Annotated in this window: 20 protein-coding genes and 2 tRNA genes; 12 read left to right on the plus strand and 10 right to left on the minus strand. The window is 51.9% G+C overall.

The features are described 5' to 3' along the window. The first annotated feature begins 1 nt into the window (after position 1). The 5 genes from CCY01nite_RS13180 to CCY01nite_RS13200 all read left to right on the plus strand — a co-directional run bounded on the left by CCY01nite_RS13180 (position 2) and on the right by CCY01nite_RS13200 (position 4,098). Positions 2-832 (plus strand): endonuclease/exonuclease/phosphatase family protein, encoded by an 831-nt coding sequence (locus tag CCY01nite_RS13180; protein ID WP_146862201.1) that lies wholly within the window; start codon positions 2-4, stop codon positions 830-832. 431 nt (positions 833-1,263) lie between these two features. After that, positions 1,264-1,869, plus strand: coding sequence for a DUF4254 domain-containing protein (locus CCY01nite_RS13185; protein WP_146862204.1), 606 nt, complete (start codon positions 1,264-1,266; stop codon positions 1,867-1,869). Continuing rightward, entirely contained in the window at positions 1,853-2,869 is a 1,017-nt protein-coding gene (locus CCY01nite_RS13190; protein WP_146862207.1) for a glycosyltransferase family 9 protein, read from the plus strand. The genes CCY01nite_RS13185 and CCY01nite_RS13190 overlap by 17 nt, the downstream gene beginning before the upstream one ends. Positions 2,870-2,953: 84 nt before the next feature. Next, a complete protein-coding gene (locus CCY01nite_RS13195) occupies positions 2,954-3,757 on the plus strand; it encodes a type II toxin-antitoxin system antitoxin SocA domain-containing protein (RefSeq protein ID WP_146862210.1) in 804 nt (267 codons plus the stop codon). Continuing rightward, the gene (locus CCY01nite_RS13200; protein ID WP_146862212.1) at positions 3,754-4,098 is read left to right on the plus strand and encodes a hypothetical protein; all 345 of its coding nucleotides are present in this window, start codon (positions 3,754-3,756) and stop codon (positions 4,096-4,098) included. Before CCY01nite_RS13195 ends, CCY01nite_RS13200 begins: the two co-directional genes overlap by 4 nt. A 108-nt stretch (positions 4,099-4,206) precedes the next feature. Here the strand turns inward: CCY01nite_RS13200 and CCY01nite_RS13205 are convergent. Together CCY01nite_RS13205 and CCY01nite_RS13210 are read right to left on the minus strand one after the other, a co-directional pair. Then, positions 4,207-4,277 (minus strand) — tRNA-Gln (locus tag CCY01nite_RS13205). Positions 4,278-4,360: 83 nt separating this feature from the next. Continuing rightward, on the minus strand, positions 4,361-5,386 hold the full coding sequence (locus tag CCY01nite_RS13210) for a S66 peptidase family protein (protein ID WP_146862214.1): 1,026 nt from the start codon (positions 5,384-5,386) through the stop codon (positions 4,361-4,363). A gap of 129 nt (positions 5,387-5,515) precedes the next feature. Here CCY01nite_RS13210 and CCY01nite_RS13215 point away from each other — a divergent pair, with 129 nt between their 5' ends. The 4 genes from CCY01nite_RS13215 (at position 5,516) to CCY01nite_RS13230 (ending at position 9,568) form a co-directional block, all read left to right on the plus strand. Continuing rightward, positions 5,516-7,003, plus strand: coding sequence for a hypothetical protein (locus CCY01nite_RS13215; RefSeq protein WP_146862217.1), 1,488 nt, complete (start codon positions 5,516-5,518; stop codon positions 7,001-7,003). A gap of 114 nt (positions 7,004-7,117) precedes the next feature. Continuing rightward, a complete protein-coding gene (locus tag CCY01nite_RS13220; RefSeq protein WP_146862220.1) occupies positions 7,118-7,543 on the plus strand; it encodes an SRPBCC family protein in 426 nt (141 codons plus the stop codon). 117 nt (positions 7,544-7,660) lie between these two features. Then, a complete protein-coding gene (locus CCY01nite_RS13225; protein ID WP_146862225.1) occupies positions 7,661-8,083 on the plus strand; it encodes a secondary thiamine-phosphate synthase enzyme YjbQ in 423 nt (140 codons plus the stop codon). Between the two features lie 42 nt (positions 8,084-8,125). After that, on the plus strand, positions 8,126-9,568 hold the full coding sequence (locus tag CCY01nite_RS13230) for a sulfatase family protein (protein WP_146862228.1): 1,443 nt from the start codon (positions 8,126-8,128) through the stop codon (positions 9,566-9,568). A 251-nt stretch (positions 9,569-9,819) separates the two neighbouring features. Here the strand turns inward: CCY01nite_RS13230 and CCY01nite_RS13235 are convergent, their stop codons facing one another. Next, positions 9,820-10,041 carry a dodecin family protein gene (locus CCY01nite_RS13235; RefSeq protein WP_146862231.1) on the minus strand — a complete coding sequence of 74 codons (222 nt, stop codon included), beginning with the start codon at positions 10,039-10,041 and terminating at the stop codon, positions 9,820-9,822. Positions 10,042-10,287: 246 nt separating this feature from the next. On the opposite strand from CCY01nite_RS13235, the gene CCY01nite_RS13240 reads away from it, so the two are divergent. Further along, a complete protein-coding gene (locus CCY01nite_RS13240; protein WP_146862234.1) occupies positions 10,288-12,222 on the plus strand; it encodes an ATP-binding protein in 1,935 nt (644 codons plus the stop codon). On the opposite strand, the gene CCY01nite_RS13245 is transcribed toward CCY01nite_RS13240, so the two are convergent. Both CCY01nite_RS13245 and CCY01nite_RS13250 read right to left on the minus strand, forming a co-directional pair. Beyond that, complete coding sequence (locus CCY01nite_RS13245) at positions 12,179-14,386, minus strand: DEAD/DEAH box helicase family protein (protein ID WP_146862236.1); 2,208 nt, start codon at positions 14,384-14,386, stop codon at positions 12,179-12,181. The genes CCY01nite_RS13240 and CCY01nite_RS13245 overlap by 44 nt on opposite strands. Before the next feature lie 11 nt (positions 14,387-14,397). Further along, positions 14,398-16,302, minus strand: coding sequence for a site-specific DNA-methyltransferase (locus CCY01nite_RS13250; protein ID WP_146862239.1), 1,905 nt, complete (start codon positions 16,300-16,302; stop codon positions 14,398-14,400). A 97-nt stretch (positions 16,303-16,399) separates the two neighbouring features. Here CCY01nite_RS13250 and CCY01nite_RS13255 point away from each other — a divergent pair. Both CCY01nite_RS13255 and CCY01nite_RS13260 read left to right on the plus strand, forming a co-directional pair. After that, positions 16,400-16,470 (plus strand) — tRNA-Gln (locus tag CCY01nite_RS13255). Between the two features lie 218 nt (positions 16,471-16,688). Then, positions 16,689-16,898, plus strand: a complete 210-nt coding sequence (locus tag CCY01nite_RS13260; protein ID WP_222614383.1) for a helix-turn-helix transcriptional regulator — start codon at positions 16,689-16,691, stop codon at positions 16,896-16,898. Between the two features lie 255 nt (positions 16,899-17,153). Here the strand turns inward: CCY01nite_RS13260 and CCY01nite_RS13265 are convergent, their stop codons facing one another. From CCY01nite_RS13265 to CCY01nite_RS13285, 5 genes are all read right to left on the minus strand, one after another. Further along, complete coding sequence (locus CCY01nite_RS13265; protein WP_146862242.1) at positions 17,154-18,653, minus strand: redoxin domain-containing protein; 1,500 nt, start codon at positions 18,651-18,653, stop codon at positions 17,154-17,156. A gap of 10 nt (positions 18,654-18,663) precedes the next feature. Continuing rightward, positions 18,664-19,731 (minus strand): TlpA disulfide reductase family protein, encoded by a 1,068-nt coding sequence (locus CCY01nite_RS13270; protein WP_186831038.1) that lies wholly within the window; start codon positions 19,729-19,731, stop codon positions 18,664-18,666. Positions 19,732-19,866: 135 nt separating this feature from the next. Continuing rightward, positions 19,867-21,384, minus strand: a complete 1,518-nt coding sequence (locus CCY01nite_RS13275) for a RagB/SusD family nutrient uptake outer membrane protein (RefSeq protein WP_146862248.1) — start codon at positions 21,382-21,384, stop codon at positions 19,867-19,869. A 30-nt stretch (positions 21,385-21,414) separates the two neighbouring features. Next, entirely contained in the window at positions 21,415-24,873 is a 3,459-nt protein-coding gene (locus CCY01nite_RS13280; RefSeq protein WP_186831039.1) for a SusC/RagA family TonB-linked outer membrane protein, read from the minus strand. Between the two features lie 234 nt (positions 24,874-25,107). Continuing rightward, the gene (locus CCY01nite_RS13285) at positions 25,108-26,229 is read right to left on the minus strand and encodes a FecR family protein (protein ID WP_146862253.1); all 1,122 of its coding nucleotides are present in this window, start codon (positions 26,227-26,229) and stop codon (positions 25,108-25,110) included. Between the last annotated feature and the right edge of the window lie 11 nt (positions 26,230-26,240).

Raw genomic sequence — 26,240 nt, forward strand, 5'->3', positions numbered from 1 at the left:
TATGATGAGAATTACATGCCTGTTATGGCTCGCAGCGCTGCTGTTTTCGTGCAGCAAAGGAAAAGGCGGAACGCCCGACCCCGTAGACACTACCACCGGTTCCGTGAAAGTGAACATCAAGGTGATGAGCTACAACATCCGCAGAGGCATTCCAATGAATAGTCCGGATATTGACCTGCAAGGCACCGCGAATGTGATCAACGCTATTCAGCCGGACCTGGTGGCGCTTTCAGAAGTGGACCGCTTCACGAAACGCAGCGGCATTACGGTAGACCAGGCCAAAGAGCTGGGCCGCCTCACCGGCATGTACCATTATTTCACCAAAGCGATCAGCCACGACGGCGGCGAGTATGGCGACGCCGTATTGTCCCGCTTCCCGCTACTGGATTCCGCCCGCTTCGGCCTCCCCATCGCGGTGGCCGGCTCCGAGCTGCGATCTATGGCTATGATCACCGTGGAGAAAGAAGGTATGCGCTTCCGCTTTGCATCCACCCATCTCGATCATCTTTCGCGGGAAGACAACCGCCTCCTGCAAGCCAGAGAGATCGTGGAGCAAATCGTACCGCAGATCAACGAGCCGCTGGTGATCGCCGGCGACCTGAATGCACTGCCCGGCAGCGAGACCATCAGCATACTGAAACAGGCCTTTCTGCCCGGATGCACCAGCTGCGCGTTCACCTTTCCGTCAGACAAGCCGGACAGAACGATCGATTATATCATGTACCGTCCCGCCAATCACTTCCGGGTGATCAGCTACGGGCCCGTTACCGGCAAGCTCGCATCGGACCATTTACCGGTGGTAGCGGTGCTGCAGATGACAAAAAAGAAGTGATACCCTGCGCATATCATGCAACAGCGGCTGCGTTTCAGTAATGAACGCAGCCGCTTTTTTAATGATCCCCAGGCATTTGCAAATGCACATTTCGTAATTATCCAAAAATAGCCCACTGCGGAATTATATCAGTCGCCATTCGTAATTTAGAACCAGATTTAGCTTAAGGATTGCCAACAACCCCGCGTTGTTAACAGAAAAGACTGTGTGACCCGAAAAAATCCAGCAAACAGACATTGACCATGAAAGACACTGAGACCTTCACTGAAGCGATCATTGTTTCCATATAAACATTTGTGATGACATTACGTTTTTGAAAAGCCCTCTTTTAGAGAACCATTAAAAGCCTACACAATTGCATTCTCGAACATTCACATGATTTATGCCCGGCACATTGTATCTACAGTGTGCTTTTTTTTTACTTTTGCTGCATGTTTACCGCACTATCGATTAATGTTTTCGAACAAAGCATCCGGGATTATCACGTGCATGATGATATTCACCGCACGATTGAAAATCCCTACAGCCGTGACCGTATCGAACACCTGCTGTACGCCAAGAACTGGATCGATACCGTACAATGGCACCTGGAAGACGTGGTGCGCGACCCCGCCATCGACCCCGTGGAAGCCCTGCAGCTCAAACGCTGGATAGACCGCTCCAACCAGGAGCGTACGGACATGGTGGAGTACATCGACAGCTATTTCCTCGAAAAATACAAGGATATACAACCCGGCGCCAACGCTTCCATCAACACGGAAAGCCCCGCCTGGGCCATCGACCGCCTGTCCATCCTCGGCCTGAAGATCTACCACATGCGCGAAGAGGCCCAGCGCACGGACGCCACCCCCGAACACCGCGCCGCCTGCCAGGCCAAGTTGGACATACTGCTGGCCCAGCAGCAGGACCTTTCCACTGCCATCGAAGAGCTGCTGGAAGACATTAGCCAGGGCCGCAAGTACATGAAAGTGTACAAGCAGATGAAGATGTACAACGATCCTTCGCTCAACCCCGTGCTCTATGGGCAAAAGCCATAACGGTCATACCATCCTGGCCATCCGTTTCTCCGCCTTCGGGGATGTGGCGATGACCATTCCCGTTATGAAACAGGTGCTGGAAGCGCATCCCGATCTCACCATCGTATTTGTAACGAATAAAAACTGGGGCGCCCTGTGCGAGGGCATCCCGCGGCTGGTGTTTTACCCCGCGGACCTGAAAGGCGCGCACAAAGGCTTCCGGGGATTGTTCCGTTTATTCACGTCCCTTCGCAAAGCACACCCCCAGATCTCCGCCGTAGCCGACCTCCACCAGGTGCTGCGCTCACAGATCGTGCGCAGCTTTTACCGGCTGGCCGGCATACGTGTAGCCGTGATCGATAAAGGCCGCGCCGGCAAAAAGATGCTCACGCGCCGGGAAAACAAAATATTACAACCGCTCAAAACGACCATTGAACGTTACCGCGATGTGTTCCGCCAGCTGGGCTATGCCCCGTCTGACCGCATCCCGCAACGCGAGCAACACCTCACCGGCCGCCGCCAGATCGGCATCGCGCCCTTTGCCACCTACCGCGAAAAGACCTACCCGCTGGAGAAAATGGAAACCGTGATCCGTCAGCTGCTGACGCATGAAAACGTGGATATTAGGCTCTTTGGCGGGGGAAGGCAGGAAATAGACCAGCTGACCACCCTGGCCACGAAATACCCGCGCCTGGAGGTGATAGCGGGCTGCTACGGCCTTTCGGAGGAGCTGGACGTGATCAGTGGCCTGGACCTGATGATCAGCATGGATTCGGCGAATATGCACCTCGCATCGCTGAAAGGAGTGCCGGTGGTGTCTGTATGGGGCGCTACGCATCCTTATGCGGGGTTCATGGGTTTCGGGCAGCCGGAAGAAAATGCGGTGCAGATAGACCTGTATTGCCGGCCGTGTTCTGTGTTCGGGAACAAGCCCTGTTTCCGGGGGGACCATGCCTGTATGGAGCAGCTGGCGCCGGAGCGGGTGGTGGAGAAGGTACGGGAGGTTTTGGGAAGCATGTAAAAGCTTTTATTGTTTTGTTTGAATTTAGAACTTTATTTTGTTTTGTTTTGAAACAGATGTAAATTTGAACATGAGGACAAAACCATGAAAGCAAAACTGTCGCAAAAACAAATAGGTCAGCGCATAACTGAACTCCGGAAACTAAGAGGCTTTTCCCAGGAAGAACTGGCTAAAAGCGTGAACATCTCGCGGCCTTCTCTTGCCCAGATTGAGCTTGGCAACAGAGGTCTGGATGTATTGGAGTTGCAGCGCTTCGCGGAAGTGTTGCAATTTTCGTTGGATGACTTTGTTTCAAAGGATTTTGCTACCAAAAATACCGCTGAAGAAAATGTTGTGACGAAAGCACGACGTCAGGAAATACGCATGGCTATTCCGACGCTGCGCATAGAGAAGTTCAAAAATGTATTGCTGTATATCCTGGAGCGTTGTGCCGGTAAACCCAATGTTGGCGAAACAGTGCTGTACAAGCTGCTTTATTTCGCTGATTTTAATTATTACGAGCTCTACGAAGAACATCTCACCGGTGCAAAGTACAGGAAACTACCATTTGGTCCGGTTCCTCAAAAGCTGGATACCATTGTGGGGCAGATGATCGACAAGAATGAATTGCAACGGATCAAAACGAACTACCACGGATACCCGCAAACAAGGTATATACCGCTGATAAAGCCGGATCTGACTTTGCTGAAGGCGAGCGAAAAGGAAGTCATAGACAAGGTAATCGGGCAATATTCTGACTGGTCCGCCGCTGCGATCAGTAATTACTCACATAAGGATATGCCCTGGCTGGCTTCCCCGGAAGGAGAGGAGATTGATTATGAGCTCGCATTTTACCGCGAACCACCGTTTTCAGTAAGGAATTATGGCAACGAAATGGAGGAGCAATGAATTTTGAAGAGCTGCCGGAGTTTAAAAGGGATCTAAAAGATCTTTTAAAGAAATACCGGACCCTGAAGGATGATCTTCAGGTAGTGAAAAAAGTGTTGACAGTTTCACCTGATGAACGGCCGCCATTCAGTTTCCGGATAGATAACTCAGGTATTGAAACCTGCGTGATAAAGGTAAAAAAGATCGCCTGTAAAGCGCTTAAAGGCCGCGGTGTAAATTCAGGGCTTCGGTTGGTATATGCTTTATTCAAAGAAAAAGCAACAATCGTATTCATTGAATTGTATCATAAAAACGATAAGGAGAACGAAGACAAGCAACGTATTCTTAACAATTTCAGATAGTTCAGTATATAATTTGAAAACTCGCCGGGAAAGAAACCTGTAACTAACAGGTGAATATAAGCCCAAAAAATAACCCACTGAATTAAGCGTTCAGTGGGTTATTTTTTGTTGCCTCACCTGGATTCGAACCAAGACAAACAGAACCAAAATCTGTCGTACTACCATTATACTATGAGGCAATCATTTCGATTGGGATTGCAAAAGTAGAACTTTTTTCATTTTTGCAAAAATAATGCCCGTTTTTTTATAAAAAAACTGGTAATCAGCTGTTTAACTCCCTCAATTCCACCCCATCCCCCCGAACCCTCAACTGATGCATCACCCCGCACTTCAACGCATAGTTATCCCGCTGATGCCCCACCGGAAAATTAAAGCACACCGGGTAAGAGAATCCCTTCACCCTTTGCAGCACAATATCCTGCACGGTATGCCCGAACTCTTCCCCCGGATCATCGGGCTTGATGCGGTTAAAGCCGCCGATGATCAGCCCGGCCAGGCTGTCCAGCTTGCGGGAGCGTTGCAGGTTGCCCAGCATGCGATCAAGGCTGTAGAGGTACTCGCCCACGTCTTCCAGGAAAAGTATCTTCCCGATGGTATCTATCTCTGAATCTGTGCCGGACACGCTTTGTATCATGGAGAGGTTGCCGCCTATGAGGATGCCGCTGGCTACACCGTTACGGTTGCTGGCTTCGGGCGCCGCGGTGTATCGCATGGGTTTGCCTGTCAGCGCTTGCCGGATGGACTGTATGGTGTCCTGCACTTCGGGGTCTGCCTGTGCAGGATCGTCGGGGAAGCTGTTGCACATTTTGGAATGCAGGCTGGCGATCCCGTAATGCCGGTTAATATGGCAATGCAGCACGGTAATGTCGCTGAAGCCGATCACCCATTTAGGGCGCTTCCGGAATTTGCTGAAATCCAGCTGGTCTACGATCCGCGCGCAGCCATAACCCCCGCGGCCGCACATAATGGCCTGTATGTCCGGGTTGTCCAGCATCGCCTGCAGGTCCCGCAGCCGCTCTGCATCGGTACCGCCAAAGGTGTAGTCCCTTTTGCCTACCGTATTGCCCACCGCTATCCTGAAGCCCCAGCTCTCCATCGTGCGTACGGCGGGTTGTATTTCTTCATGGGTGATATAACCGGCAGGGCAGGTGATGCCGATCGTATCTCCCGGTTTCAGATAAGGTGGTGTTGACGGAAGCGGAGGGGCGGCAGCTTTTGACAAGCTGTTGAGCAGGGGGATGCTCATACCGGTGCCAAGTAAAGCGGACAGGAAATGCTTGCGATTCATAAAGGTTAATGTAATCATTATTTGGAAAACTTCGATAAAGGGATATGCATTGATCAGGGAAATATATGTAAATTGACATTCTGCTTTCCGCAGCAATCAATATTTGACTATACCTTTTAATCCCTGACAATGAAAATTAACCTCATCATCCCTTTTTGCCTTGTCTTTTGCTTTTCGGCCCGGGCGCAGCAGACTGCACTTCCGGACCACTATGAGGACAGCACAATGGCCCGTTATCATCGCATGATCAAAGCGTACGATGCTTTGTATAACTGCAGCAGAAAAGATTCCAGGGTCGATTCGATCAAAAAGAGTATCAACGTAACCGGAGGAAGAGCTTTTGATACGTTATTCAAGCCTATCCTGAGCAACGTTTTTATCGGTTCCAATGGCCTGGTGCAGGATGGCCCGGCCAGCAGTTTTACACAGGACCCGGACAAAGGCACATTGTCTATCAACTACACAATGTTTACCAGTCCGGACCGTTGGGGACTTGTAAACCTGGGAGTATTCTCCAAAGCAACAGAAGGAATATTCGGTGTTTATTCCAGCGGCGCATGGAGCTCGGAAATCGGGTTTAATGTAAGCTATTCTTCCATCCGGACGCGCAGCCGTTATTTTTTGAGGAAGAAGTGTGATAGTTTAGCTGCTTCCGGTGGACGACAACGTTATTATCTGGATTTGCTGACCCGGCTGAATGGCCTGGTTAACCAGCGAGCTAAGGTGGAGGCGCGATATGCCGAGGTCAAAGATAGCCTGGAACTGTTATGGGGTTTGCCCACGGATATGTTGCAAATTGCCACGGCAGATATTACCCGGCTTAACACGGAATTCAGGCGCCTCGATTCCCTGAAACTACTTATCGCATCAACAACTCCTGATTCTGCTATCTTCAACGATACGAAATTTTATAAACAGATCATCGATTCCGCCATCTCGGTATTTGAGATCAAGAACGACATTTTTACCGGGTATTACCTGCGTTGGTGGACCTTCAGAGGTTCCCTGTCTAACAACGCCATATCACTGGCCACAGATTCACTGGCCGCTGGTGAAAAACTGGCCTATAAAGCTAAGAACCTGATCAGAATCTCTGCCGGATGGAATATGAGCTGGATCAGTGAAAACCATAAACGTCTTTGGTTTGCAAGGATGGGCGCCGATCTCGGTCTACGTAATTATGCAGATCATCCAACTGTCAAAAAGCCCGGAGCCCGCTTCGATGCCGTTAAAGATGATTACGTGGTATATAACCAGAATGCTACCTATCTCGCAGACTATAAAGATCTGCGTCCCAATATTCTGACGTTCGAACCTTCCGTATACGGTAGCCGTTTCTTTAATCTTCTTTCAAAGATGTTTGGCCTGGAAGGCCGTGCGGATGCACGTATACCGATCTCCCGGCCTAAAGAGATATCCAGTGATATTTACCCGGCCACATACTCATTGACCGCGGGTCCGGTGTTCCGCCTCAAGCAGGACGATGATATTTCCAAAGGAACGATCGGCGTGGAGGTCGGCCTTATGGACGCTCCGGTAAACGATAATGCTTGGCGCTTCTTTGCCGCCAGGCTAAAAATAGGAGTGCCTTTCAGCGCCCTAATCAGGAAGAAATGACCTGTCGCATTCTTCCCCCTTAATGTCGCATTCACACTCCACAGGTAACATTTGGCCGTTGTATGTTTGCATTATCGAATTAAACATCATTCTTAAAACAAAAAACAAAACGATATGCAACCCTCCAACAAAACCGCCGTAACCGTAGAAGCTACTATCAAAGCCCCCGTGGCCAAAGTCTGGAAATTCTGGAACGAACCCGCTCACATCACACAATGGTGCGCGGCGTCTGACGACTGGCATGCGCCCCGCGCGGAAGCCGATCTGCGCCCCGGCGGCAAGTTCTCCACCACCATGGCTGCAAAAGACGGCAGCTTCAGCTTCGACTTCGGTGGTGAATTCACCAAGGTAGCCGAAAACGAACAGCTTGAATACACGATGGGCGACGGCCGCCAGGTAGCGATCAGCTTTATCACGCAAGGTGACGAAACCAAAGTGGTGGAAACTTTCGAAACAGAAGACATGAATCCGGTAGACATGCAAAGAGAAGGCTGGCAGGCTATCCTGAACAACTTCAAAAAATATACGGAAGCGAACTAAGGAAGACCGCTTTCATGCACAGGAAATTTCGCCGGCAACAGGGCAACGCCGGCGAAATTTTTTTTGTTGGGCGGCATTCGCCGTATCTTCGGAACGTTAAGTCCTGAACGCATCAACATGAAAATATACCAGCAGCAATTCGAACTGAAAGAAAAACCCAGAGGCTTCCACCTGGTCACACCGGAGATCGTGCGGGCCATGCCGCAGATCGCGGAGATCAAAACCGGCATGTGCCAGATATTTATCCAGCACACCTCCGCTTCCCTCACCATCAACGAAAACGCCGACCCTACGGTGAGAATGGATTTTGAAACGTACTTCAACAAAGCCGTACCGGAAAATGATCCGGATTTCCTGCATAACGACGAAGGGCCCGATGATATGCCCGCGCATCTGAAAGCCGCGATGCTGGGCAGTTCCGTGATGATCCCCGTGCGCAACGGCCGCCTGGCGCTCGGCACCTGGCAGGGCGTCTATCTGTGCGAACACCGGGACTACGGCGGGAAAAGAAAGATCGTAGTGACCGTTTGGGGAGAATGACGTACAAGTTGTATCTTATGCGGCATATTAAAACCGCAGACGATGCATCATAGAATCCGCAAGGTCCTCATTGGCCTGATGTTCCTTGCCTCCTCATCCCTCCACGCACAACAGCAGCCGAATATCATCCTCATCATCGGTGATGATATCAGCCAGGAAGATATCGGATGCTACGGCAACCCCTCCATCAGAACACCGCATATCGACCGGCTGGCGGCCAACGGATTGAAATTCACAAATGCCTTCGTGACCTCCAGCTCCTGCAGCCCAAGCCGCTGCAGCATCATCTCGGGGAGGTACCCGCACAACACCGGCGCCGCGGAACTGCACAACCCTTTACCCGCGCACCTGGCGTATTTCCCGGAACTGCTGAAAAATGCCGGTTACTACACCGCGCTGGCCGGGAAATGGCATGAAGGGCCGAATACCAAAAGGGCCTACGATACGCTCATGGGAGGCAAAAAGATCAATGGCGACGGCGGTGAAGAACAATGGCTGAACCTGATAGCACACCGCCCCAAAAACAAACCTTTCTTTTTCTGGCTCGCGCCGTTCGATGCACACCGCAATTGGGGCGCGGATAATAACGGCAGCTGGCAGCATCATCCGGACAGTGTAACGGTACCGCCTACACTTATTGACAACCCGGCAACACGCAGGGATATTGCATCTTATTATAATGAAATCGGGCGGCTGGACTACTATCTCGGCGAACTGAACAAAGCGCTGGAACAACAGGGCATCGCGGACAATACACTGATCATTTTTATGGCGGACAATGCAAGGCCGTTCCCCGGCAGCAAAACACGGCTGTACGACAGAGGCGTAAAAACACCCTTCATCCTGCAATGGCCGAAGTCCATCGCCCGCGGCGGGGTTTGCAGCAGCCTGGTCAGCAGTATAGACATTGCGTCTACATTATTGGAGCTTGCGGGTTTGAAACCCGCCGAAACCTTCCAGGGAAAAAGCTTTGCGAAACTGCTCAGGCATCCGGAACAACCTTTCCGTAATTATGTTTTTGCCGAACACAACTGGCACGACTATGAAGCCTGTGAAAGATCGGTACGCACAAAGGATTTTTTCTACCTGCTCAATCTCCGCCCGCAATTAAGCAATGTAGGCGCGAAGGATGTGAATACAGGCGCTTCCGCGCTGGCGCTGCATAAGGCGGCCGGCAATCTTACAGCTTTGCAGGCAGACCCTTACATCGCGCCGCGCCCGGCGGAAGAGCTGTATGATCTCAAAAATGATCCCGCACAGGAACACAACCTGGTCAATGATCCAGCGTATAAAAAACAGCTTGCGGAACTAAAAAAGATATTGTCCCAATGGCGCACACAAACCGCGGATACCACGCCGGAGCAGCTCTCGCCGGACTGGTATGACCGCCGGACCTCGGAGCCGGTGGCGGGGCGTGGAAAAAGAGGGGAGATGCCCGGTGCGGCAAAGCAGGCGGACAGGGTAAACCACAAAGGGCCTTTTTAAACGTAATACCATTCGTCGATATAAGGCTTTCATTCATCTATAGCCCGGGCGCAGCAGACGAGTATGCGAAAATATTCAGCTAATATTCCGGGATATTTGTTCCGGATAAAATGCTCTCATAAATGTTATCCTCAAACGCAGAGAGAACGGCCTTCGTAGCAGGAGCCGTTCTCTTTTTTTGCCCGTGACGGGCATACGAAAATCCGCCGGCCACATCGATGGCCGGAAATACGGAAGGAATATTGACAAAATTACTTTTGCTGCCGCGCAGCATCGTCCAGCCGGAAGGACACTTTGCAGATCAGCCCGTACGTGGATATCTTCCCGTCTTTCACATGCACCTTGATGTCTTTCACGAAAACAGAATCAATGTTGTGAATCGTCTTCGATACTTCCATAACTGCATTGCTGATCGCATCTTCAATACCCTTTTCAGAGGAGGCAATTACTTCGATGACTTTTACGATAGGCATGATAAATTTTTTTGGGTGAAGTAAGCTTACCGCGAAAAGGAGGCCAGAAGGCATATCTTTGTATATGAGCCGGCTACAATTGAAGAATAATTTGCAAGACAGCGATAGTGAGGATTTCTAACAACAAATTGTAACGCCTCGGAGGCGCATGCGGCTTTACCAGAGGCGGCTATATGTTAAGTCGCCCCATAATTTTAAAAAAAACGCTATATTGAATGAACGAATGTGAATCTTTAAACCTTTCCGATGGAAACAATCTTGCATAACGGGGAGGAACTCTATAAGGTCTTGCAGCTTGCCCCGATTGGCGCTTTTATCGCGGATATGGAAGGGAACTGCTTGTTTGTGAATGAGGAATGGGAGAGAATATGCGGTCTTGCCTGTGAACGGTCGCTGGGAAAAGGGTGGCTTGATATTATTGTGAAGGAGGATCAACCTGCTGTGGCTGCTGTTATTCAGGGTGCGCAGACAGCGCCGGAGAACCCACTTGTTTATTCCTTCCGAATCGAACATCCCCGGAAAGGAACACGGTATTGTAACGTCAACGGACGTGCTGTTGCCGGCACATCCGGCGACAAGCATTACCTCATTGGTTATGTGCAGGATGTTACGGATGAAAAGCTGGCGGAAATCCGTCAGCGGGAGCTGACCACGCATTTGCAGGCGCTGATCACTTCCCTGGAAGATATTGTATTTGAGCTGGACGGCAACCAGGTTTTCCGGAACGTATGGGTGCATGATGAACGCATTTTGTTCATTCCGAAAAAGGACTTCCTCGGAAGGACCGTCGCGGAGGTACTGGGCCCCCAGGCGGGAATGTTCACCGAAGTGCTGGCGGAAGTGGTCCGCACCGGCGAACCGCGTGAACTGGTGTACAAGCACCTGGATGAAAAAGTGGACCAGTGGTTCAAAGCCTGCATCCGCCCCGTAATAAAATCCCCCGACCCCGCGAACTACATTCTCGTACTCAGCATACAGGACATTACGAAAAGCAAGCAGGACGAACTGGAACTGATCCGCGCCAAGAACATGGCCGAAGACGCCGCCAAAGCGAAATCAGATTTCCTCTCCATCATGAGTCACGAGATCAGAACGCCCCTGAACGGCATCATCGGCATCGCCAACCTGCTCAAGCTGAACTACACCGCGGAACAGGAAGAATACGTCAGCAACCTGCTTTTTTCCGCCGACCACTTGCTGCAGCTGATCAATGATATCCTCGATCTCAACAAGCTGGAAAGAGATCAGTTCGAGCTGACCTACACCATCGTGAACCTGCACGAACTGGTGAAGAACATCCATAATCAATTCAAATCCCTCGCCGCGGCAAAACACCTGGAGCTGGAAAGCCATGTGGATAAAGACATTCCTAAAAAAGTGGTCGCGGATGTGATACGCCTCAGCCAGATATTGAACAACCTGGTGAGCAATGCGATCAAGTATACGGACAAAGGCAAGGTCACCATATCGCTGCAGCTCGCTTCCAAACAAACGGAAAAAGCTACCGTGCATTTTTCGGTGAGCGATACCGGCGTCGGCATCCCGGAAGAATATCACGATACCATTTTCGAGAGCTTCCGGCAGGTGCCGCAGTCCGCCGTATCAGAGCAATCTGGCACCGGCCTCGGGCTTACCATCACCCAGAAGCTGATCGCCCTCCACAACAGCCGCATATTCCTCAACAGCAAACAGGGAGAAGGCACCGAGTTTTATTTCGATCTCGTCTTTGATCTGCCGACGAAGAAAAACCGGCCGCCCAAACGCGCGCAGATCTCCGAATTGTCCACCTACGCAAAGAAATTCAAGGGGATGCGGATATTGTTCGTGGAAGACAATCCCATCAACGTAATGGTCGCAAAAAGACAGATGGAATATTTCGGGATACAGCCGGATTGCGCCCTGAACGGGCAGGAAGCGCTGGACCTGCTGCGGGAGAACAAATACGACGTGGCGTTCATCGACCTGCATATGCCCGAGCTGGACGGCTATGCGCTGTCAGAGATCATCCGGAATGAATACAGTGAAGTGCACATCGTTATTTTCACGGCCGATATCATGCCGGAAGTAAGAAGAAAATTTGCCCGCAAAGGCATCTTCGATATACTCAACAAACCGTTCTTCCCGCGGGAAATGCTGTCTACCCTTCTGAAGATCGCGCAGGTGCGGAAGATGGAGCTGTAACGGTGATCGCTGCTTTCGCTTCATTGATCAGCCGGCCGCATCCGGCAATGAATGCTTCCGGGTTCTGGTGGAGCAGCAGGAATTTTTCTTCGCGGATGGATTGCAGGATCGCCACGATGGTTTTGCGGGTGAGCTGCGTAAGCGCTTCGATCTCCCCAATAATATCATATGCCGCGCTGGCAGGCGGCTCATGGAGAAGCGCGCCGGACCGGGTTTCCACATCGTTTGTCAAATCACCTGTTTTGATCTCGTACATGCTTTCGCTGATGTTCAACCGCCTATCGATCAGCGCGCTGCTGTTGGTGATGAGCTGCTGCGTATCAAAAGCTATTTCATACAATGCTGCGGGATGAATTTTTTTTGAGGATACGGTAATTGTCCGTTCATTTTCCACACGCGCGGGTTCGCGCTTCCAGGTGGCTGTAATCTCCTGCTGCAGCCCCTTTGCAAATGCTTCATAACTTTCTGAAGCAATAACCGTCAGCTTGTTGATCTCGTGCACCTGTTCGCCCAGCACATCATAGTCCTGCCGCATTCCCCTGTTGTTCACACAAAGACGCAGACCGCGGCCGACTTCCTGCCTTCTGCGGGTCTGGCTTCCGCCATCGGCATGTTTCAAGGCGCAGATCTGAAATACGTTCGGGTTATCCCACCCTTCTTTTAAAGCGGAATGCGAAAAGAGGAAACGCGCCGGTTCTTCAAAGCTCAGCAGGCGTTCTTTATCTTTCATGATCAGGTCGTACGCGGAAATATCATCGGATTCAAGACTGCCGCGTTTTCCCGAAGGATTGACCATCCTGTTTTTCCGGTCGATCGAAAAGTAGCCGGCGTGTACCCGCTGCACCGGTGCATCTTCGAGGTATTGCCTGTAGCGGGATGGCAGGGATTGGTTCTGCAGCATTTCCGTGCGGGCGAGCGCGTATTCTTCTTCAAATATTTGTGCGTATGTTCCGGCTTCCGCATCGCCATGTACGTTATACATCTTGTATTTTTCCACGGCGTCCACAAAAAAGAGGGAAAGCACTTTGATCCCTTTTTCAAAAAGCCGCTGTTCTTTTTGCAGATGGGATAATATTGTTTCGCGGATCTGTATCCTGCGCAATACGGGCTCGTCGTTGTTATGCAGCATGTCACCGGGGCGAACGTCCTCACCCCCGATGATGATCCTGTTCAGATAGCCGTCGATCTCCGTGATCTTCCGGTTTTGGTAGGCAGGTATGCGGCCGGACAGCTCATACAGATCGGCGCCCTCCACGGCTTTTCGTCTTACTTTTTGAACGCCCGCGCCGGTGCGTTTTTCGAATTCAATGACCGCAACCGGAGGCTGGCCGGTGCTCAGGATGATGCGCTCGAGGTAAAGAAAACCCGTGGCGCCGGCGCTTTTAAGCTGAATGCCTTTCACCTGTATTTGCTTTACAAGGCGTTGACGGTATGCATCCAGCGCATCCAGGCGGAATATTTTGTTGTAGGCGGATCTATGCGTGGCGGAATAACGAAGCGTACACAGCGGGTTGAAATCCTGCATGCCCTGCAGCGTTTTTGCGCCGTCTGAAGATTGCGGCTCATCGATGATCATGACGGGATGCGCCTGTGCGATAATGTCAACCGGCCTGCGGCTGCCCAGCTGGTCCTGCTCCTGGTATATCCTGCGCGCATCCGCACTGCTGAACGCCTGTATGTTGATGATCATCACGCTGATACGGCTGTCTGCCGCAAAATGCCCGATGTCCTGCAGCCGGGTGGAATCGTAGATGAACGGCCGGATACTGTGGCCGTACAGTTCCCGGAAGTGGTCCTGCGTAATTTCGAATGACTTGTACACGCCCTCGCGGATGGCGATGCCCGGCACGATGATGATGAACTTGCTCCATCCGTACTGGCGGTGCAGCTCGTACATGGTGCGGATGTAAGTATAGGTTTTGCCGGTGCCGGTTTCCATTTCGATGGTGAGGTGATAGCCGGATGTAGTTGGTTTTTCGAGCTGGGAATTTTCCTCCAGACCGTTGCCCACTTGCACCCAGCGGATGTTTTCGAGTATCCGTTTTTCGGATATCCGCAGCGGGCTGTTGCACGCCTGCTTCCGGAAGGGTTGCCCTTCAAAACAGGCTGTGACGGCTTTTGCCGCCTGTACCTGGAAATCCTGTTCCTTGAATTGCAGCTTCATAAAAGGCATGATCAGATCACTTTCATGATGGTTCCGGGCAGCAACTGCCGTATGTTGATCTTGGCGGCATCGTTCTTAAAGCCGCCGTCACGGCACACAAAGCGCAAGGGCGCATGCGCTGCCAGCGCTTTGGCAAATGCTTCATCTATATCATCTTCAAAACAGGCGTAAAGCGCATTGTCCGCAACTTTCAACACGTTTTTGCCGGCGATGGTGATCCGTTCCGTTTTCAGGGAAAGGGGAAGGCCAAGGCCGAGCATCACCTGCGCGAGCAGATCATCAGCGGTGCGGTCCGGTTTTATTTTGTTGGTGAGCATGTTCAGCGTCTGCTGCCCGTAATGTTGCGGATGGAGGTATACGTTCTGCATATTACTGCTGTCCACCCGGTACACGCGAAAGCCGTCATCGAATTCAGCGCCTGTTTCTTCCTTTATTTTCGCCGCCGCGCGCCGGATGCGCTCCCTGCCGATCTCACAAATATTATCATAACCCATATGCGCATCCACCGATTCCGGCACCTGTACCATGATGTACTTCCTTTTGCCGCCGGTGACCGCATTCAGGTGAAGAACGGCATGCGCGGTAGTGGCGGAGCCGGAGAAGAAGTCAAGGATGATATCGTTACCGGTTGTTGCCAGCGTGATCAGTTCGGCGATCAGCGATACCGGTTTGGAGTATTCGAATATTTTTTCGTTGAATAATTTGCCGAGGTCTTTCCGGGAATTGTCGTTGGAAAATTTATTGTCCAGCAAGTCCAGCGTGGTACAGGTTTTCGTTCTATCCCTGTCCTCCACCACATAGCCGTTCGGCCCCCTGACGATGGTGGCCTTTTCATAGGTTTTGGTGTAGATCCGGTGGCCGTTCCTCGATCTCTTTAGCACAACAAAGCCGTTGTTCATGCCGAATTCATACAGGTCTTTGCTCCACCGCCAGCAGAAATCACTTTTGGGATTGCGCTTTTGCCTGTCCAGCATTTCTTCGCGCGATACATTCCCCGGACGCAGTATCTGACCGTCTATCGTTATCTCGTAATCGAGGGAAGGGGAGTACTGGATAGACCCGTAATCCAGCGTCTGGCTCAGCTTATACCGGCCCCGTTCTTTTTCATATTCATCCGTATGATCATAACCGTCCGCGTCAAAAGCACAGGCGTTCAGTCCGGCTGTGGGGGATTTGCGGAAGCACAGTACGTAGTCGTGGTTCCTGGCTACGAGGCCGGTAGTTTTGCCCGCTTTCTTGGTGATACGGGGGAAGCTGGCGACAAAATTGGCTTCGCCGAATATTTCATCGCCCAGCTTTTTAAGGTTGTACAATTCATTGTCGTCGATGGAGAGGAAGATGACGCCATCGTCGGACAGCAGGTTCCTGGCGAGTTTCAGGCGCGGGTATATCATGCTGAGCCAGTCGGAATGATACCTGCCGGACGTTTCCGGGTTCATCACCAGGCGGCGGCTGTATGCATCTTTTTGCCCGCTTTCTTGTTTATAGGCTTCGCTTTTCTGCGCGAAATTGTCCTTATACACAAAATCGTTCCCCGTGTTATACGGCGGATCGATATAGATCATCCTGATCTTTCCGTGATAGCTTTCCTGGAGGAGCTTCAGCACTTCCAGGTTATCTCCTTCGATGTAGAGATTTTCGGTATCGTTGAAGTTGACGGAGGCTTCTATAACGGGCCGGAGGGTGGTGTGAACGGGTGTATTGGCAGTTACAAGGGCTTCCCGCTTGCCGGGCCACTCAAGGCGGTACCGTTCCTTGTTACCTTCCACGAGGCGGTGACCCAGTTCCTGGCGCAGGAGGTCCAGGTCAACGGCTGTGCCGGCATCGCTTTCGGTAATGCAGTGAGGGAATATGGCGGCAATCCGCGCTATATTTTCGTTCACGGGATCGGTGGATGCGAGGTTGAGCTTATCCAAAGGGCATCAGTTTTATTATTGATGAAATTACCATTTCAATCTTCTTAAAAAACCGTTGGTTTTTTTCCTGAGTTTGCTTACCTTTGCAGTCCCAATTTGCCCGATAGTATAACGGTAGTACGACAGATTCTGGTTCTGTTTGTCTTGGTTCGAATCCAGGTCGGGTAACTAAAAAAGACCGCTGCAGCTTCAGGTTGCAGCGGTCTTTTGTTATACCTGTTTATCAATTTTAAACTCTTGTATGTAAAATCGGTCACATATTGCCGATTTATATTTCACAAACCATTGCAGTCGTCTTTTTTCTTAAATCAGTAATATATTACCGATTTTGAATGGAAAATGTCCAAATTTCCCCATTTTTGCTTTAAATCAGTAGTATATTACCGATGGATATGCACGAATTAGGGAATGCTATTAAGCTCAGAAGAGAGTTTCTGAATATAAAACAGGAGGATCTTGCCGAATTAGGCGGGATAGCGATTAAGACTATCCACCTTGTTGAATCCGGTATTGGAAACCCTTCTTATAAAACGCTGCAAAAGATATCGGATGTTTTAGGAATGGAATTATTGATAAAAGTAAAAGTGATTGATTAATGCGTTTTACGGCACCCATGGCTGCTACGGATTACCTGATTTCAAAATGCTGGCTAATAAAATGGGGCTAATGGAAAAGCGGGCCGAGCGGATCATCAGGCAAGTCTGCACTTATCAGGAAGCGGCAGAAACGATGGTACGGGGTTCAGCTTTAAATGAAGTGACGAAGCAGGCTTATATAGATGCTTACCTTGAAAAGCTTAGACGGATACATTAAACAAAAAAGCCTCCACGCAGGAGGCTTTTTTGTTCAGGCTACTTGTCCAGCAGCTCCGTTATCATCAGTTCCAGCGTCCGTTCATTATCCTCGTCCGTCCGGAAGTTGGAGAATATGATATTCCCGTTTTTGTCTATCAGGTAATTCGTTGGCGCGCCGCGGGCGGTGAGGTTGCCGCGTTTTTCGGGCTCGTCGCGTACGGGTGTGAAGGAATAGCCGCTTTGCTTCATGAAGGGTACTACGTACGGGTCCTGCTCATGCACGATATTGATGCCGATGTAGGCCAGCTGATCTTTACCGAATTTCCGCACCACATGCTCGAAGTGAGGGAATTCCCCGCGGCAGGGACCGCAGCCGGGGAACCAGTACGTTACCAGCACCACTTTCCCTTTCAGGTCCGGCAGCGATGTTCTGCCGGAGGTCAGGTAGTTTTCCAGTGAAAAGGCGGTGGCGGGCTGGGCGGTGGACTGCCGTTGCTTCCAGACATCCGCCTGTATGGCGGCATCGTCTTTTCCGGCGTAAGTTTTCATATCCGCGTATATATCATCCGTAGGATCTTTGGCGTAGTGCAGCAGCAGACTGTCGTAAGCCGCTTTGCGGTTTCCGGCGGATGCGGCGGCTTTGGCTTTTGCTTTCAGCAGCACCACTTTGGAGGAGGAGTACCGCATGGGCGCAACGGTGTTCAGTTTTTCGAGGGCTTCCGCGTATTTACCGGTGGCGGAAAGCGCCTGGCCGTCCAGCAGCGCCACGGCGATCTGCTGGCGTTGCTGCCAGCCCTTGATGTCACGCAGGGAATCCAGCTTTACCATATCGTCCGCCAGGGATTTGGCTTTGGCAATGTTATTTACCAGGAGGAAATCATAGTAGTTAGACATCGCTCCGGCGGTCCAGCTGGATTTGGAGGGATCATATTTTTTGCGGGCCAGTTCATATACAGAGATTTTCGTAGCAGGGTCTTTGGTGCGGTGCGCCAGCCAGTAAAGCGCCTGCGCGCCTCTTTCCGTGCCGGGGAAACGCTCGGGGATGGAAAGCATCAGCTGGTGGTGTTTAACCGAATCCACATGCTCAAAGGAGCTGGCGTAATAGAAAGCATGATCGGGACTGGTGGGATCTGCTTCTGTGGCTTTCTTCAGGTATTCGCGGCCACCGGCGAAGTCGCCCCATCTTTCCGCATCTATCCACAACATCTGCCAGGCTTTACCATTCTTCGGATCGAGGGCTACTGTTTTGAGCAGGTATTCTTTGGCGGCCGGCAGCTCATGGCTGTACAATTCTTCCGCGTACGCGAAGGGAATTTCCACCATCCGCGGATTGGCCTTGATCCATTGATCGTATTGTTTCTTTACGTCGTTGTTCTCCGCGCCGGCGGCCTTCAGATAGGCCCTGTGGGCTTCGGGGTTGCGGAGGTCTTTTACTACGGCGGCTTTCAGCTCCTTTATTTCTTCAGGAGTGGCCTTGGGTTCCTTTCCGTTAGATTGGGCCGAGGCGGTGAAGCCAATGGCGCATATCAGTAATAATGTCAGCAGTATTCTTTGCATGGTTGTGTTTTTATTGAATGAAGGAGGCAAGTGTTTTTTCCAGTTCTTCGCCGCGCAGCTTCGCCGCCAGTATCTTTCCTTCAGGTCCGATCAGGAAGTTGTCCGGGATGGGCTGTACGCCGTACAGCTGCGCGATGGGCTCTTCGAATCTTTTCAGTTCGGAGATGTGCGTCCAGTTGAGGTGATCTTTTTCGATCGCTTCGGTCCACTTGTTGCGGTCATGGTCGAGGGACACGCTGATGACGGTGAAACCCTTGTTCTTGTACCGTTCGTATGCCGCTACCACATACGGGTTCTCCGCGCGGCAGGGCACGCACCAGCTTGCCCAGAAATCCAGCAGTACATATTTCCCTTTCAGGGCGGCAAGGCTTACAGGGTTGCCGTTCACATCCAGCGCGTCGAACAGCGGCGCGGGATTGCCGATGCGCACCCGTTCCCGCGCGGCCAGTCTTCCATCAATGAAACGGCCATAGAAAGAGCGCTTCAGCGGCGGGGCGAGCCGTGCAAAGAGCGCGATGGCGGTGTCCAGCGGCACCCTGTCCTGCAGCACATACAGGTGCATCAGGCTTACCATCGCATCCGGATGCTGTCGGATGAAGCTGATCCTGTTATTATTCAGCTGTTCCCGGAGATCGTTTATGCGGACTTCATTGCCGGGTTGCTGCGCAAGCGCGCGGATCTCGTTGTAGGTCTTTGTTTCCGCCTGCCGCACCTGCGTTTGCAGATCGTTGTTGTAAGTGCCATTGGCGCGGATATGATCCATCGAATCCACATGCCCGGAAAGCCGGATGTCGCCCGGTTCCAGGTAGAACGAAAAGAACTTGCGGGACTGGATGCTTCCGGGTACCAGGGTAACGTTCTGAACGCTGTCGGTTTCACCGGTGAAGGTGAATACGCCGTTTACGGCAACGGTGCGGAGTGTATCGGCGGGCAGCTGGCGGCCGTGCGTTACCACCAGGTAAACGCTGTCGTTGCCGGCGCCTTCCAGCGAGCCGTTTATCTCGTACGACCGGTCATTGGCGCAGCCTGCGGAGATCAGCCATAACAGGCCGCCGGCAAATACTGTGAAATTTTTCATCGTCATGGATTTTTCAGCAGAGAGGGTGTATCAAAATTAAATTTCCCCGTTTTTATTCGGGCACCGGATGGAGATAGTTGTCGTTTACGCGATTCTCAAGCCGGTTGAAATAATTTTGATACAGCCTCTCCCGGGTTAATAAGTATTCTGGGTGATAACGTCGTTGCTCGATATCATTTCAGTTCTTGGAATGGGCGCGGCAAAACGTCTTGAATTTTTCGGCAGCGTGTAGTTGATTACCGGCTGGTCGGCCTGCACCGAAGATATGGTAAACGGATAGAAATCCCGGCTCAGCTCTACATCATCATTCGGATAATCATTATTGTTATACCGGCGGATGTCAAACCAGCGGCGGGTGAAAGGCATTTCTCTTCTTCTTTCCGCCAGCACCTTTGCAATGGCGTCGTCCTGGTTGCCAGCGGTGAGGTCCACCCATGGCCCCGGTTCCATGCGTTTGGCACGCAGCTGGTTCAGCACGGTCATGGCTTCGCCGCCCTTGTTCGTACGGGCCAGGCATTCTGCTTTTATCAGCAGCATTTCCGCTACGGTGGGGCCGGAGGGGATGCGGTCTTTAAAGAAGAAAACATATCCCGGATAATCGTAGGCCGGTTTGGTCATCCCGCGGTCGTAAGAATAACCTTCCACCATATGATAGCGGTAACGCAGGTCGTGATCCTTGTCGTACAGATCTAACAGCGACTGGCTGGGAACGTACCACCAGGATTCGTGGTTCAGCATCCTGTAATAGAGGAATTCTTTCCAGCCGATCATGTCGGTCTGGTCGCTCTGGTTGTCGTGCGTGTAAGGGAATTGCAGGGTAACGGTCTGCGATTCCGGTGTGCCGGGATTGATCACTACGTCGCTCGTTCTTCCATAATGCATTTCCGTATTGTAGTCCACCAGTGTGCTGTATTCGTTCAACGCGGCCTCCGCATGTTTCAGCGCTTCGGTATAATTGTTCCGGGTGAGGTAATACCTGGCGGCGAAGCCGTTCACGCCGGCTTTGCTGGCGCGCCAGTATCGTGGGCGGCCGTTCTGGACGAGCGGTTGTGGTATTTTTAATGCCTCGGCGAGATCGGATTCGATGAGGGCGTATACAGCCTCGAGGGGCTTGCGTTCCAGCGGTTCTTCAAAGCTGGTGGTCTGCTTGATGGGCAGGCCGGGCTCATTTTTTGTAGCGTCCGTATAAGGAAGGCAATAGGTATTGGCCAGCTCAAAATAGCTGTACGCCCTTACCAGGTGCGCGTCCGCTTTCACGATCGCTTTTTCCTGTTCCGAACCGGACACGGCGTCTACCAAACCCAGCGCCATGTTGGCGGTGAAGATCTTCTTGTATTCACCGCTCCAGAATCCTTCGCGGGTATCGTCCGGCAGGTACTTTGTATCCCAGCAGGCGAACTCTACCGTCGCCATCGAAAATGTAGCGGGTCTTGCATCATACAGGGCTTTGGTAAGGCCGTAGTCGTCGCTGCTATAGATCGTAGTACGGTTTCCTTCCTTGTAAAAGGCTTCATGGTTATTCAATAAGGCATCCAGTTGGGACACCTTCGTCACTTCGAGTGAGGAGGTTTTGCTCGGGCGCTCGTCCAGGAACGAATCGCAGGAGTAAAAGCCGAGCGCCAGTAAAAGTATATAGCTATGTTTGATCGTCATGAGTCTTGATTTAAGTTTTTCGAAAACCGGTTACAGGCTGCATTTAACGCCCAGCGTCAGTGTTGGCTGAGGATTCATGGTGCCCAGCGGATATTCCGGATCTTCTTTTGCTTTGTTGGCGTAGATGGTGAACAGGTCGTTCCCCTGCGCAAATACCTGCACGTTATCCAGCTTTATCCGGGAGAGCGTGCGCTTGTTCAGGTTGTAGGTAAGATTGACTTCCTGCATGCGGATGTGCGATGCATCTTCGATAAGATAGTTCAGGTACTGGTGGAACCTGTCCCAGAAATAATACCGGTCTTCGATGTCGTTCAGCGGCAATGGTACGATCTGTGAAGGATCGCCGTTCACTACTTCGGAATACTTCACGTTCGGCAGTACGCGGCTGCTCCAGGTGGGTGGGTAATTGAAGCCCATGCGCTGGAACACGTGACCGAACTTGCCGGTGATGATGAAGGACAGGTCGAAGTCATGTATGCGGAAGGTGTTCATGAAGCCGAGTGTATACGGCGCCACGGTGGAGCCCATGTTCAGCAGGTAATCGCGGCCGTCTCCCGGCGTCCATGCGCCGAAATCGTACAACGCGCCTTTTTCGCCTTTCACCATCGGCTGTTTGTTGTGTATGCCGGCATATTCAAAGCGCCAGAGCGTGTTGGCGTCAAAGCCTTCCACATATGCGCCGGAGCCGCCGCTGTACAGGGTACTGGCGGCATAGGTGGCCACGAACAGCTTTTCGATCCTGTTCTTGTTGTAGGAAAAGTTCAGGTTGCCCTGCCAGGATATTCTATCGGCAATGCGCTGCATCGTTCCAAGCTCTATCTCAATCCCTTTATTGCTGATCTCCGCGTTGTTGAGCTTTTGCGTGGTGGTGCCGTTCACTGCGGGAATGGATAACTGCGCGATCTGGTCTTTCCCGTACTTGCGGTACACATCGATCTTGCCGAAGAGCTTGTTGGAAAACAGGCTGTAGTCTATGCCCGCATTCCAGGTGCCCGTTTTTTCCCAGCGCAGGGTGGGATTGCCGAAGCTGGATATCGCAGCGGTATAGTCGTTCGTGTAGATGTTCGGTGTGGGATTGGCGGATATCAATGGTTTGAAAGATGTAGAGCGGTCTTCGTTGCCATTGTAACCGTAGGTCAGGCGCAGGTTCAGGCGGTTGAGCCAGTTGGCGCTGCGCAGGAAATCTTCTTTATGCATCTGCCATGCCGCGCCGGCGGACCAGAAAGGAGAGTAACGGTATTTCGGATCATCAGCGATGATGTTGGAAGCGTCCGTACGGAAGCTGCCCGAAACCGTGTACTTGCCCCGGTAGGTATAGGCGAGGTTGGCGAAAGAAGAGAAGTAGCGGTTGGTGGTATAGCTGAAAGTATTGGAATAGGTGAAGGTCTGGTTGCTGCCCAGCCAGTTTTTGATCGGACTGAAGGTGCCGCCGGGCCCGTTCGGAAAGATGCCGGAGGTCAGCGTTTCATCGTTATAACCATAGGTGAGCGGGTTCCCGAAACCTTCAGACACCCGGTTGCTGATCTCCACGCCCGCAATGAAATTCACTTCATGCTCCTGGCCGAAGAAGTTGTTATAGCTGACGGAGTTGCGGAGGTTGTAAGATTGCGTACGGCTCCTGTATTGTGAAAGAATGCCGCCTTTCGGCAGGTTCAGCGTCATCTCGTTGTTGGCCTGGTCCCAGGTGGTGGCGGTATTGACCCGGTTCCTGACGTAATAGGTATTTTCATTGTTGAACTGCCGGTCCCAGGAATTGAACAGTTCGTATTGCAGCTTGCTGTCGAACGTCAGCCCCTTCAGCAGCTTCAGCGTGATACCGGCCTGGAGGCGGGCATTCAGCTGTGTAACGGTGCGGTCGCGGTTCTGTATTTCCTGTACGGGATTGTACGTCCAGTCAGAATACGGGAACAGCTCCGTGGGTACAAACCGGTCGATGATCGGATAATAATACTGATGGATATTGGTAAGCGAACCGTCTTCGTTTTTCAGCATTTCGTAAGGTGAAATGCCCTGGATATCCTGCAGGGAAACGCCGTTGTTCTTTTCCTTGTTGTAGTTCACCATGCCGCCTACATGGAGGTCCAGCCATTTGGTGATGTTGGCGGTGGAGCGGAAGTTCAGCAGGTATTTCTGGTAGCCGGTTTCTTTGAAGTTGGACTGGTTATTTTCGAAGAGCATGGACAGCATATTCGTCATTCTGCCGGTGGAGCCGGAGAGGCTGAGATTATACTGTTGCGTGGCGGGACTTGCCAGCAGCAGGTCGCGGATCTGTTGTTTGTTGCTCTGGCGGGACAGCCGGTCCAGCACGGCCTGCCTTTCCGCGGCGGTCATGTAGCCGAGGTATTCTTCGCTCAATGCGATGGTGGCTTCTGACCAGGCGAAATAGTAGCCGGTGTTCAGCACACCGGGATTGACGCGGGCGCTCCATTTGTTGAAAGCGCGCTGCTCGTAGTCTACCGTTTCGGCGGATGTGGCGAGCGGATTTACGTAATCCAGGTTGAATTTGCGGCCCATTTTGGTGAATGCGGAGAACTCCACATTCAGCGGCTTGTTCCGCTGGCCGTTCTTGGTCACCACCACGATCACGCCGTTGGCGGAGCGGGCGCCCCAGATAGACGCAGCGGCGGCATCTTTCAGTACGGTCACGCTTTCCACGTCGTTCGGGTTGATGGTGCTGAAATCCCCCTGGATGGGGAATCCGTCCACCACCACGAGCGGGCGGGCGGTGGCATAAAGGCTGGATTTACCGCGGATCTCAAATGTGGGGTTGCCATCCACATCCAGTGTCGCCTGTACGCCGGCAGTAGTGCCGATGATGCGGCTGGCGATATTGGTGGTCGGCCGGGCCAGCTGTTCTTTATCGATATACCCGAAAGAACCGGTAGCCCGTTCCTTGTTCAGCGTCTGGAAGCCCGTATTCACAACGGTGACGGTCCCCAGCTGCCGCGCGCCCTTCATCACCACATCGATCGTTTTCCGGCCATTCAGGGCAATGACCTGCGTTTCCAACCCCACATAGCTGAACACCAGCGCTGCATTGGCATCGGGAACATTCAGGGCGAAAACGCCCTTCGCCCCCGTGAACGTGCCGCCGCTGCCGCCTTTGATGGTGATGCTCACGCCTTCCAGCGGTTGGCCACTGGCATCCAGCACGCGGCCGCTGACGCGGATCACCTGGCGGATGTTATCACGGTCCGCCACCACGATCATGTCGTTCTCCAGCATCTTGAAATCAAGGTTGGAGCGGTCCAGCGCGTGGCTCAGTACTTCAGACACCGCGGTATTCTGCACATCGATACTGACCTTCATGTTTTGCGGGATGATGTCATTGCTGAATACGAAACGATAAGCCGTTTTCTTTTCAATGGCACGGAACAAATGCTGGATCGATACGCTTTTCAGATTAAGCGAGATCTTTGTGTCCTGTGAATAGATTTTGGCGCTGACGTGCAGACAGGCGAACACCGTCAGGAAAACGGTCAGTTTCATAAACATAATTACGTTGATCAATCCTAATGGGAATCCCTTTCCCCAGCCTGGAAGTTGGTTTTTTTGCATACTTTCGTACAGGTTTATAGTTAATAAAAGGGAACAGGCTCGGATGTCAAGCAGATCCTGTTTCCAAACTTGGACTTCTGAGGGAATGTGTCACCATTCCCTCTTTTTTATGTTCATGTCTGATGTATGATGCGGGAATGTGTCACCATTCCGTTTACATGCCTTTTATTGATTCAGGACGAGATGATGGTTGTCTTCAAACCGGAAGCTGAAATCCCTGGAGAGCTGCAGCACTTCGAGTACGCGCTGTACGTTTTCCTTGTTGAAATTGCCGGTGAACCTGTATTGCTTCAGCGCTTCTGATTCAAACCTGATCTCTACGTCATACCAGCGTTCGAGTTTCCTGGCGATCTCTTCAAAGCTTTCATCGGCGAATATCAGGCGGTTGTCTACCCATGACAGCTCAACGGCGGTAGTGTCATGCGGAATGTGCGTGAGGGACGCGATGGCATAGTCAATGGCCGGTTCAGGTATTTTTTGACGATTGTCGGATATGAGTTTTACTTTCCGGATGATCGTTTTGCCAACCGGTACTATTACTTTTTCGTTCGGATGCAGCAGCAGCTGATGATCGTTTGATTTCAGGGAGATCTTTACCAGTCCCCTTACGAGGGCGGTCTCATTTGTTTCGTCGTTCCTGTAGGCTTTAACGTTGAAAGCCGTTCCCAGCACCGTGATGTCCATGGCGGTGGTATGGATCACAAAGGGGGAGGAGGCATTCTGCGCTACGTCAAAGAACGCTTCTCCATCCAGCGTCAGCGAACGGTTGCCGGTGTTGAAGCTGTCTTCCAGGTACAGGGTGCTGCTGGCGTTCAGCACTACTTTGGTGCCGTCCGGCAGCTGAAAGGACTTCCGTTCTCCTGCTTTGCTCACATAGGCAACGCGGGTATCTTCCGGTGCCGTGCTTTGCTGCGCGGGCCTTTCCGGCTGCAACCACAAGGTAGTCATAAAGAGCATGAGCACGGAGGCGACAGCCAGCGCGTACCAGCCCCATCCGTTTTTCAGCCGTCTTACTTTGGCCGGAGGCGCCTGTTCGCCGGGCCGGATGCCCCGCGCCGCGAGCACCTCGCTGAACTGCCGGTGGTGTGCGGCAAAAACATCTTCATCCAGTCCGCCGTTTAGCCGCAGGTACAATGTCTTTGCAACTTTCACCAGCTCGCTCTTTTCAGGATGTTCCTTCAGCCATTGCTCCCAGAACCTTACCGCAGCGGGGTTCGTGCCCGAGCAATATTGCTGGAAAGACTCATCCATGACCAGGTCTTCTGCCTTGAAACGCAGGTAGTTCATCCCCTTTTTTA

The sequence above is a fragment of the Chitinophaga cymbidii genome, assembly GCF_007992715.1.
Taxonomy (GTDB): Bacteria; Bacteroidota; Bacteroidia; order Chitinophagales; family Chitinophagaceae; genus Chitinophaga; species Chitinophaga cymbidii.

Coding starts and splice junctions, on each gene's coding strand:
- CCY01nite_RS13200 (WP_146862212.1), top strand. CDS start 3,754: ATGAATTTTGAAGAGCTGCCGGAGTTTAAAAGGGATCTAAAAGATCTT.
- CCY01nite_RS13275 (WP_146862248.1), bottom strand. CDS start 21,384: ATGACGATCAAACATAGCTATATACTTTTACTGGCGCTCGGCTTTTAC.
- CCY01nite_RS13235 (WP_146862231.1), bottom strand. CDS start 10,041: ATGCCTATCGTAAAAGTCATCGAAGTAATTGCCTCCTCTGAAAAGGGT.
- CCY01nite_RS13190 (WP_146862207.1), top strand. CDS start 1,853: ATGGGCAAAAGCCATAACGGTCATACCATCCTGGCCATCCGTTTCTCC.
- CCY01nite_RS13185 (WP_146862204.1), top strand. CDS start 1,264: ATGTTTACCGCACTATCGATTAATGTTTTCGAACAAAGCATCCGGGAT.
- CCY01nite_RS13230 (WP_146862228.1), top strand. CDS start 8,126: ATGCATCATAGAATCCGCAAGGTCCTCATTGGCCTGATGTTCCTTGCC.
- CCY01nite_RS13245 (WP_146862236.1), bottom strand. CDS start 14,386: ATGAAGCTGCAATTCAAGGAACAGGATTTCCAGGTACAGGCGGCAAAA.
- CCY01nite_RS13195 (WP_146862210.1), top strand. CDS start 2,954: ATGAAAGCAAAACTGTCGCAAAAACAAATAGGTCAGCGCATAACTGAA.
- CCY01nite_RS13220 (WP_146862220.1), top strand. CDS start 7,118: ATGCAACCCTCCAACAAAACCGCCGTAACCGTAGAAGCTACTATCAAA.
- CCY01nite_RS13270 (WP_186831038.1), bottom strand. CDS start 19,731: ATGAAAAATTTCACAGTATTTGCCGGCGGCCTGTTATGGCTGATCTCC.
- CCY01nite_RS13260 (WP_222614383.1), top strand. CDS start 16,689: ATGGATATGCACGAATTAGGGAATGCTATTAAGCTCAGAAGAGAGTTT.
- CCY01nite_RS13280 (WP_186831039.1), bottom strand. CDS start 24,873: ATGAAACTGACCGTTTTCCTGACGGTGTTCGCCTGTCTGCACGTCAGC.
- CCY01nite_RS13210 (WP_146862214.1), bottom strand. CDS start 5,386: ATGAATCGCAAGCATTTCCTGTCCGCTTTACTTGGCACCGGTATGAGC.
- CCY01nite_RS13180 (WP_146862201.1), top strand. CDS start 2: ATGATGAGAATTACATGCCTGTTATGGCTCGCAGCGCTGCTGTTTTCG.
- CCY01nite_RS13215 (WP_146862217.1), top strand. CDS start 5,516: ATGAAAATTAACCTCATCATCCCTTTTTGCCTTGTCTTTTGCTTTTCG.
- CCY01nite_RS13265 (WP_146862242.1), bottom strand. CDS start 18,653: ATGCAAAGAATACTGCTGACATTATTACTGATATGCGCCATTGGCTTC.
- CCY01nite_RS13285 (WP_146862253.1), bottom strand. CDS start 26,229: ATGAACTACCTGCGTTTCAAGGCAGAAGACCTGGTCATGGATGAGTCT.
- CCY01nite_RS13240 (WP_146862234.1), top strand. CDS start 10,288: ATGGAAACAATCTTGCATAACGGGGAGGAACTCTATAAGGTCTTGCAG.
- CCY01nite_RS13225 (WP_146862225.1), top strand. CDS start 7,661: ATGAAAATATACCAGCAGCAATTCGAACTGAAAGAAAAACCCAGAGGC.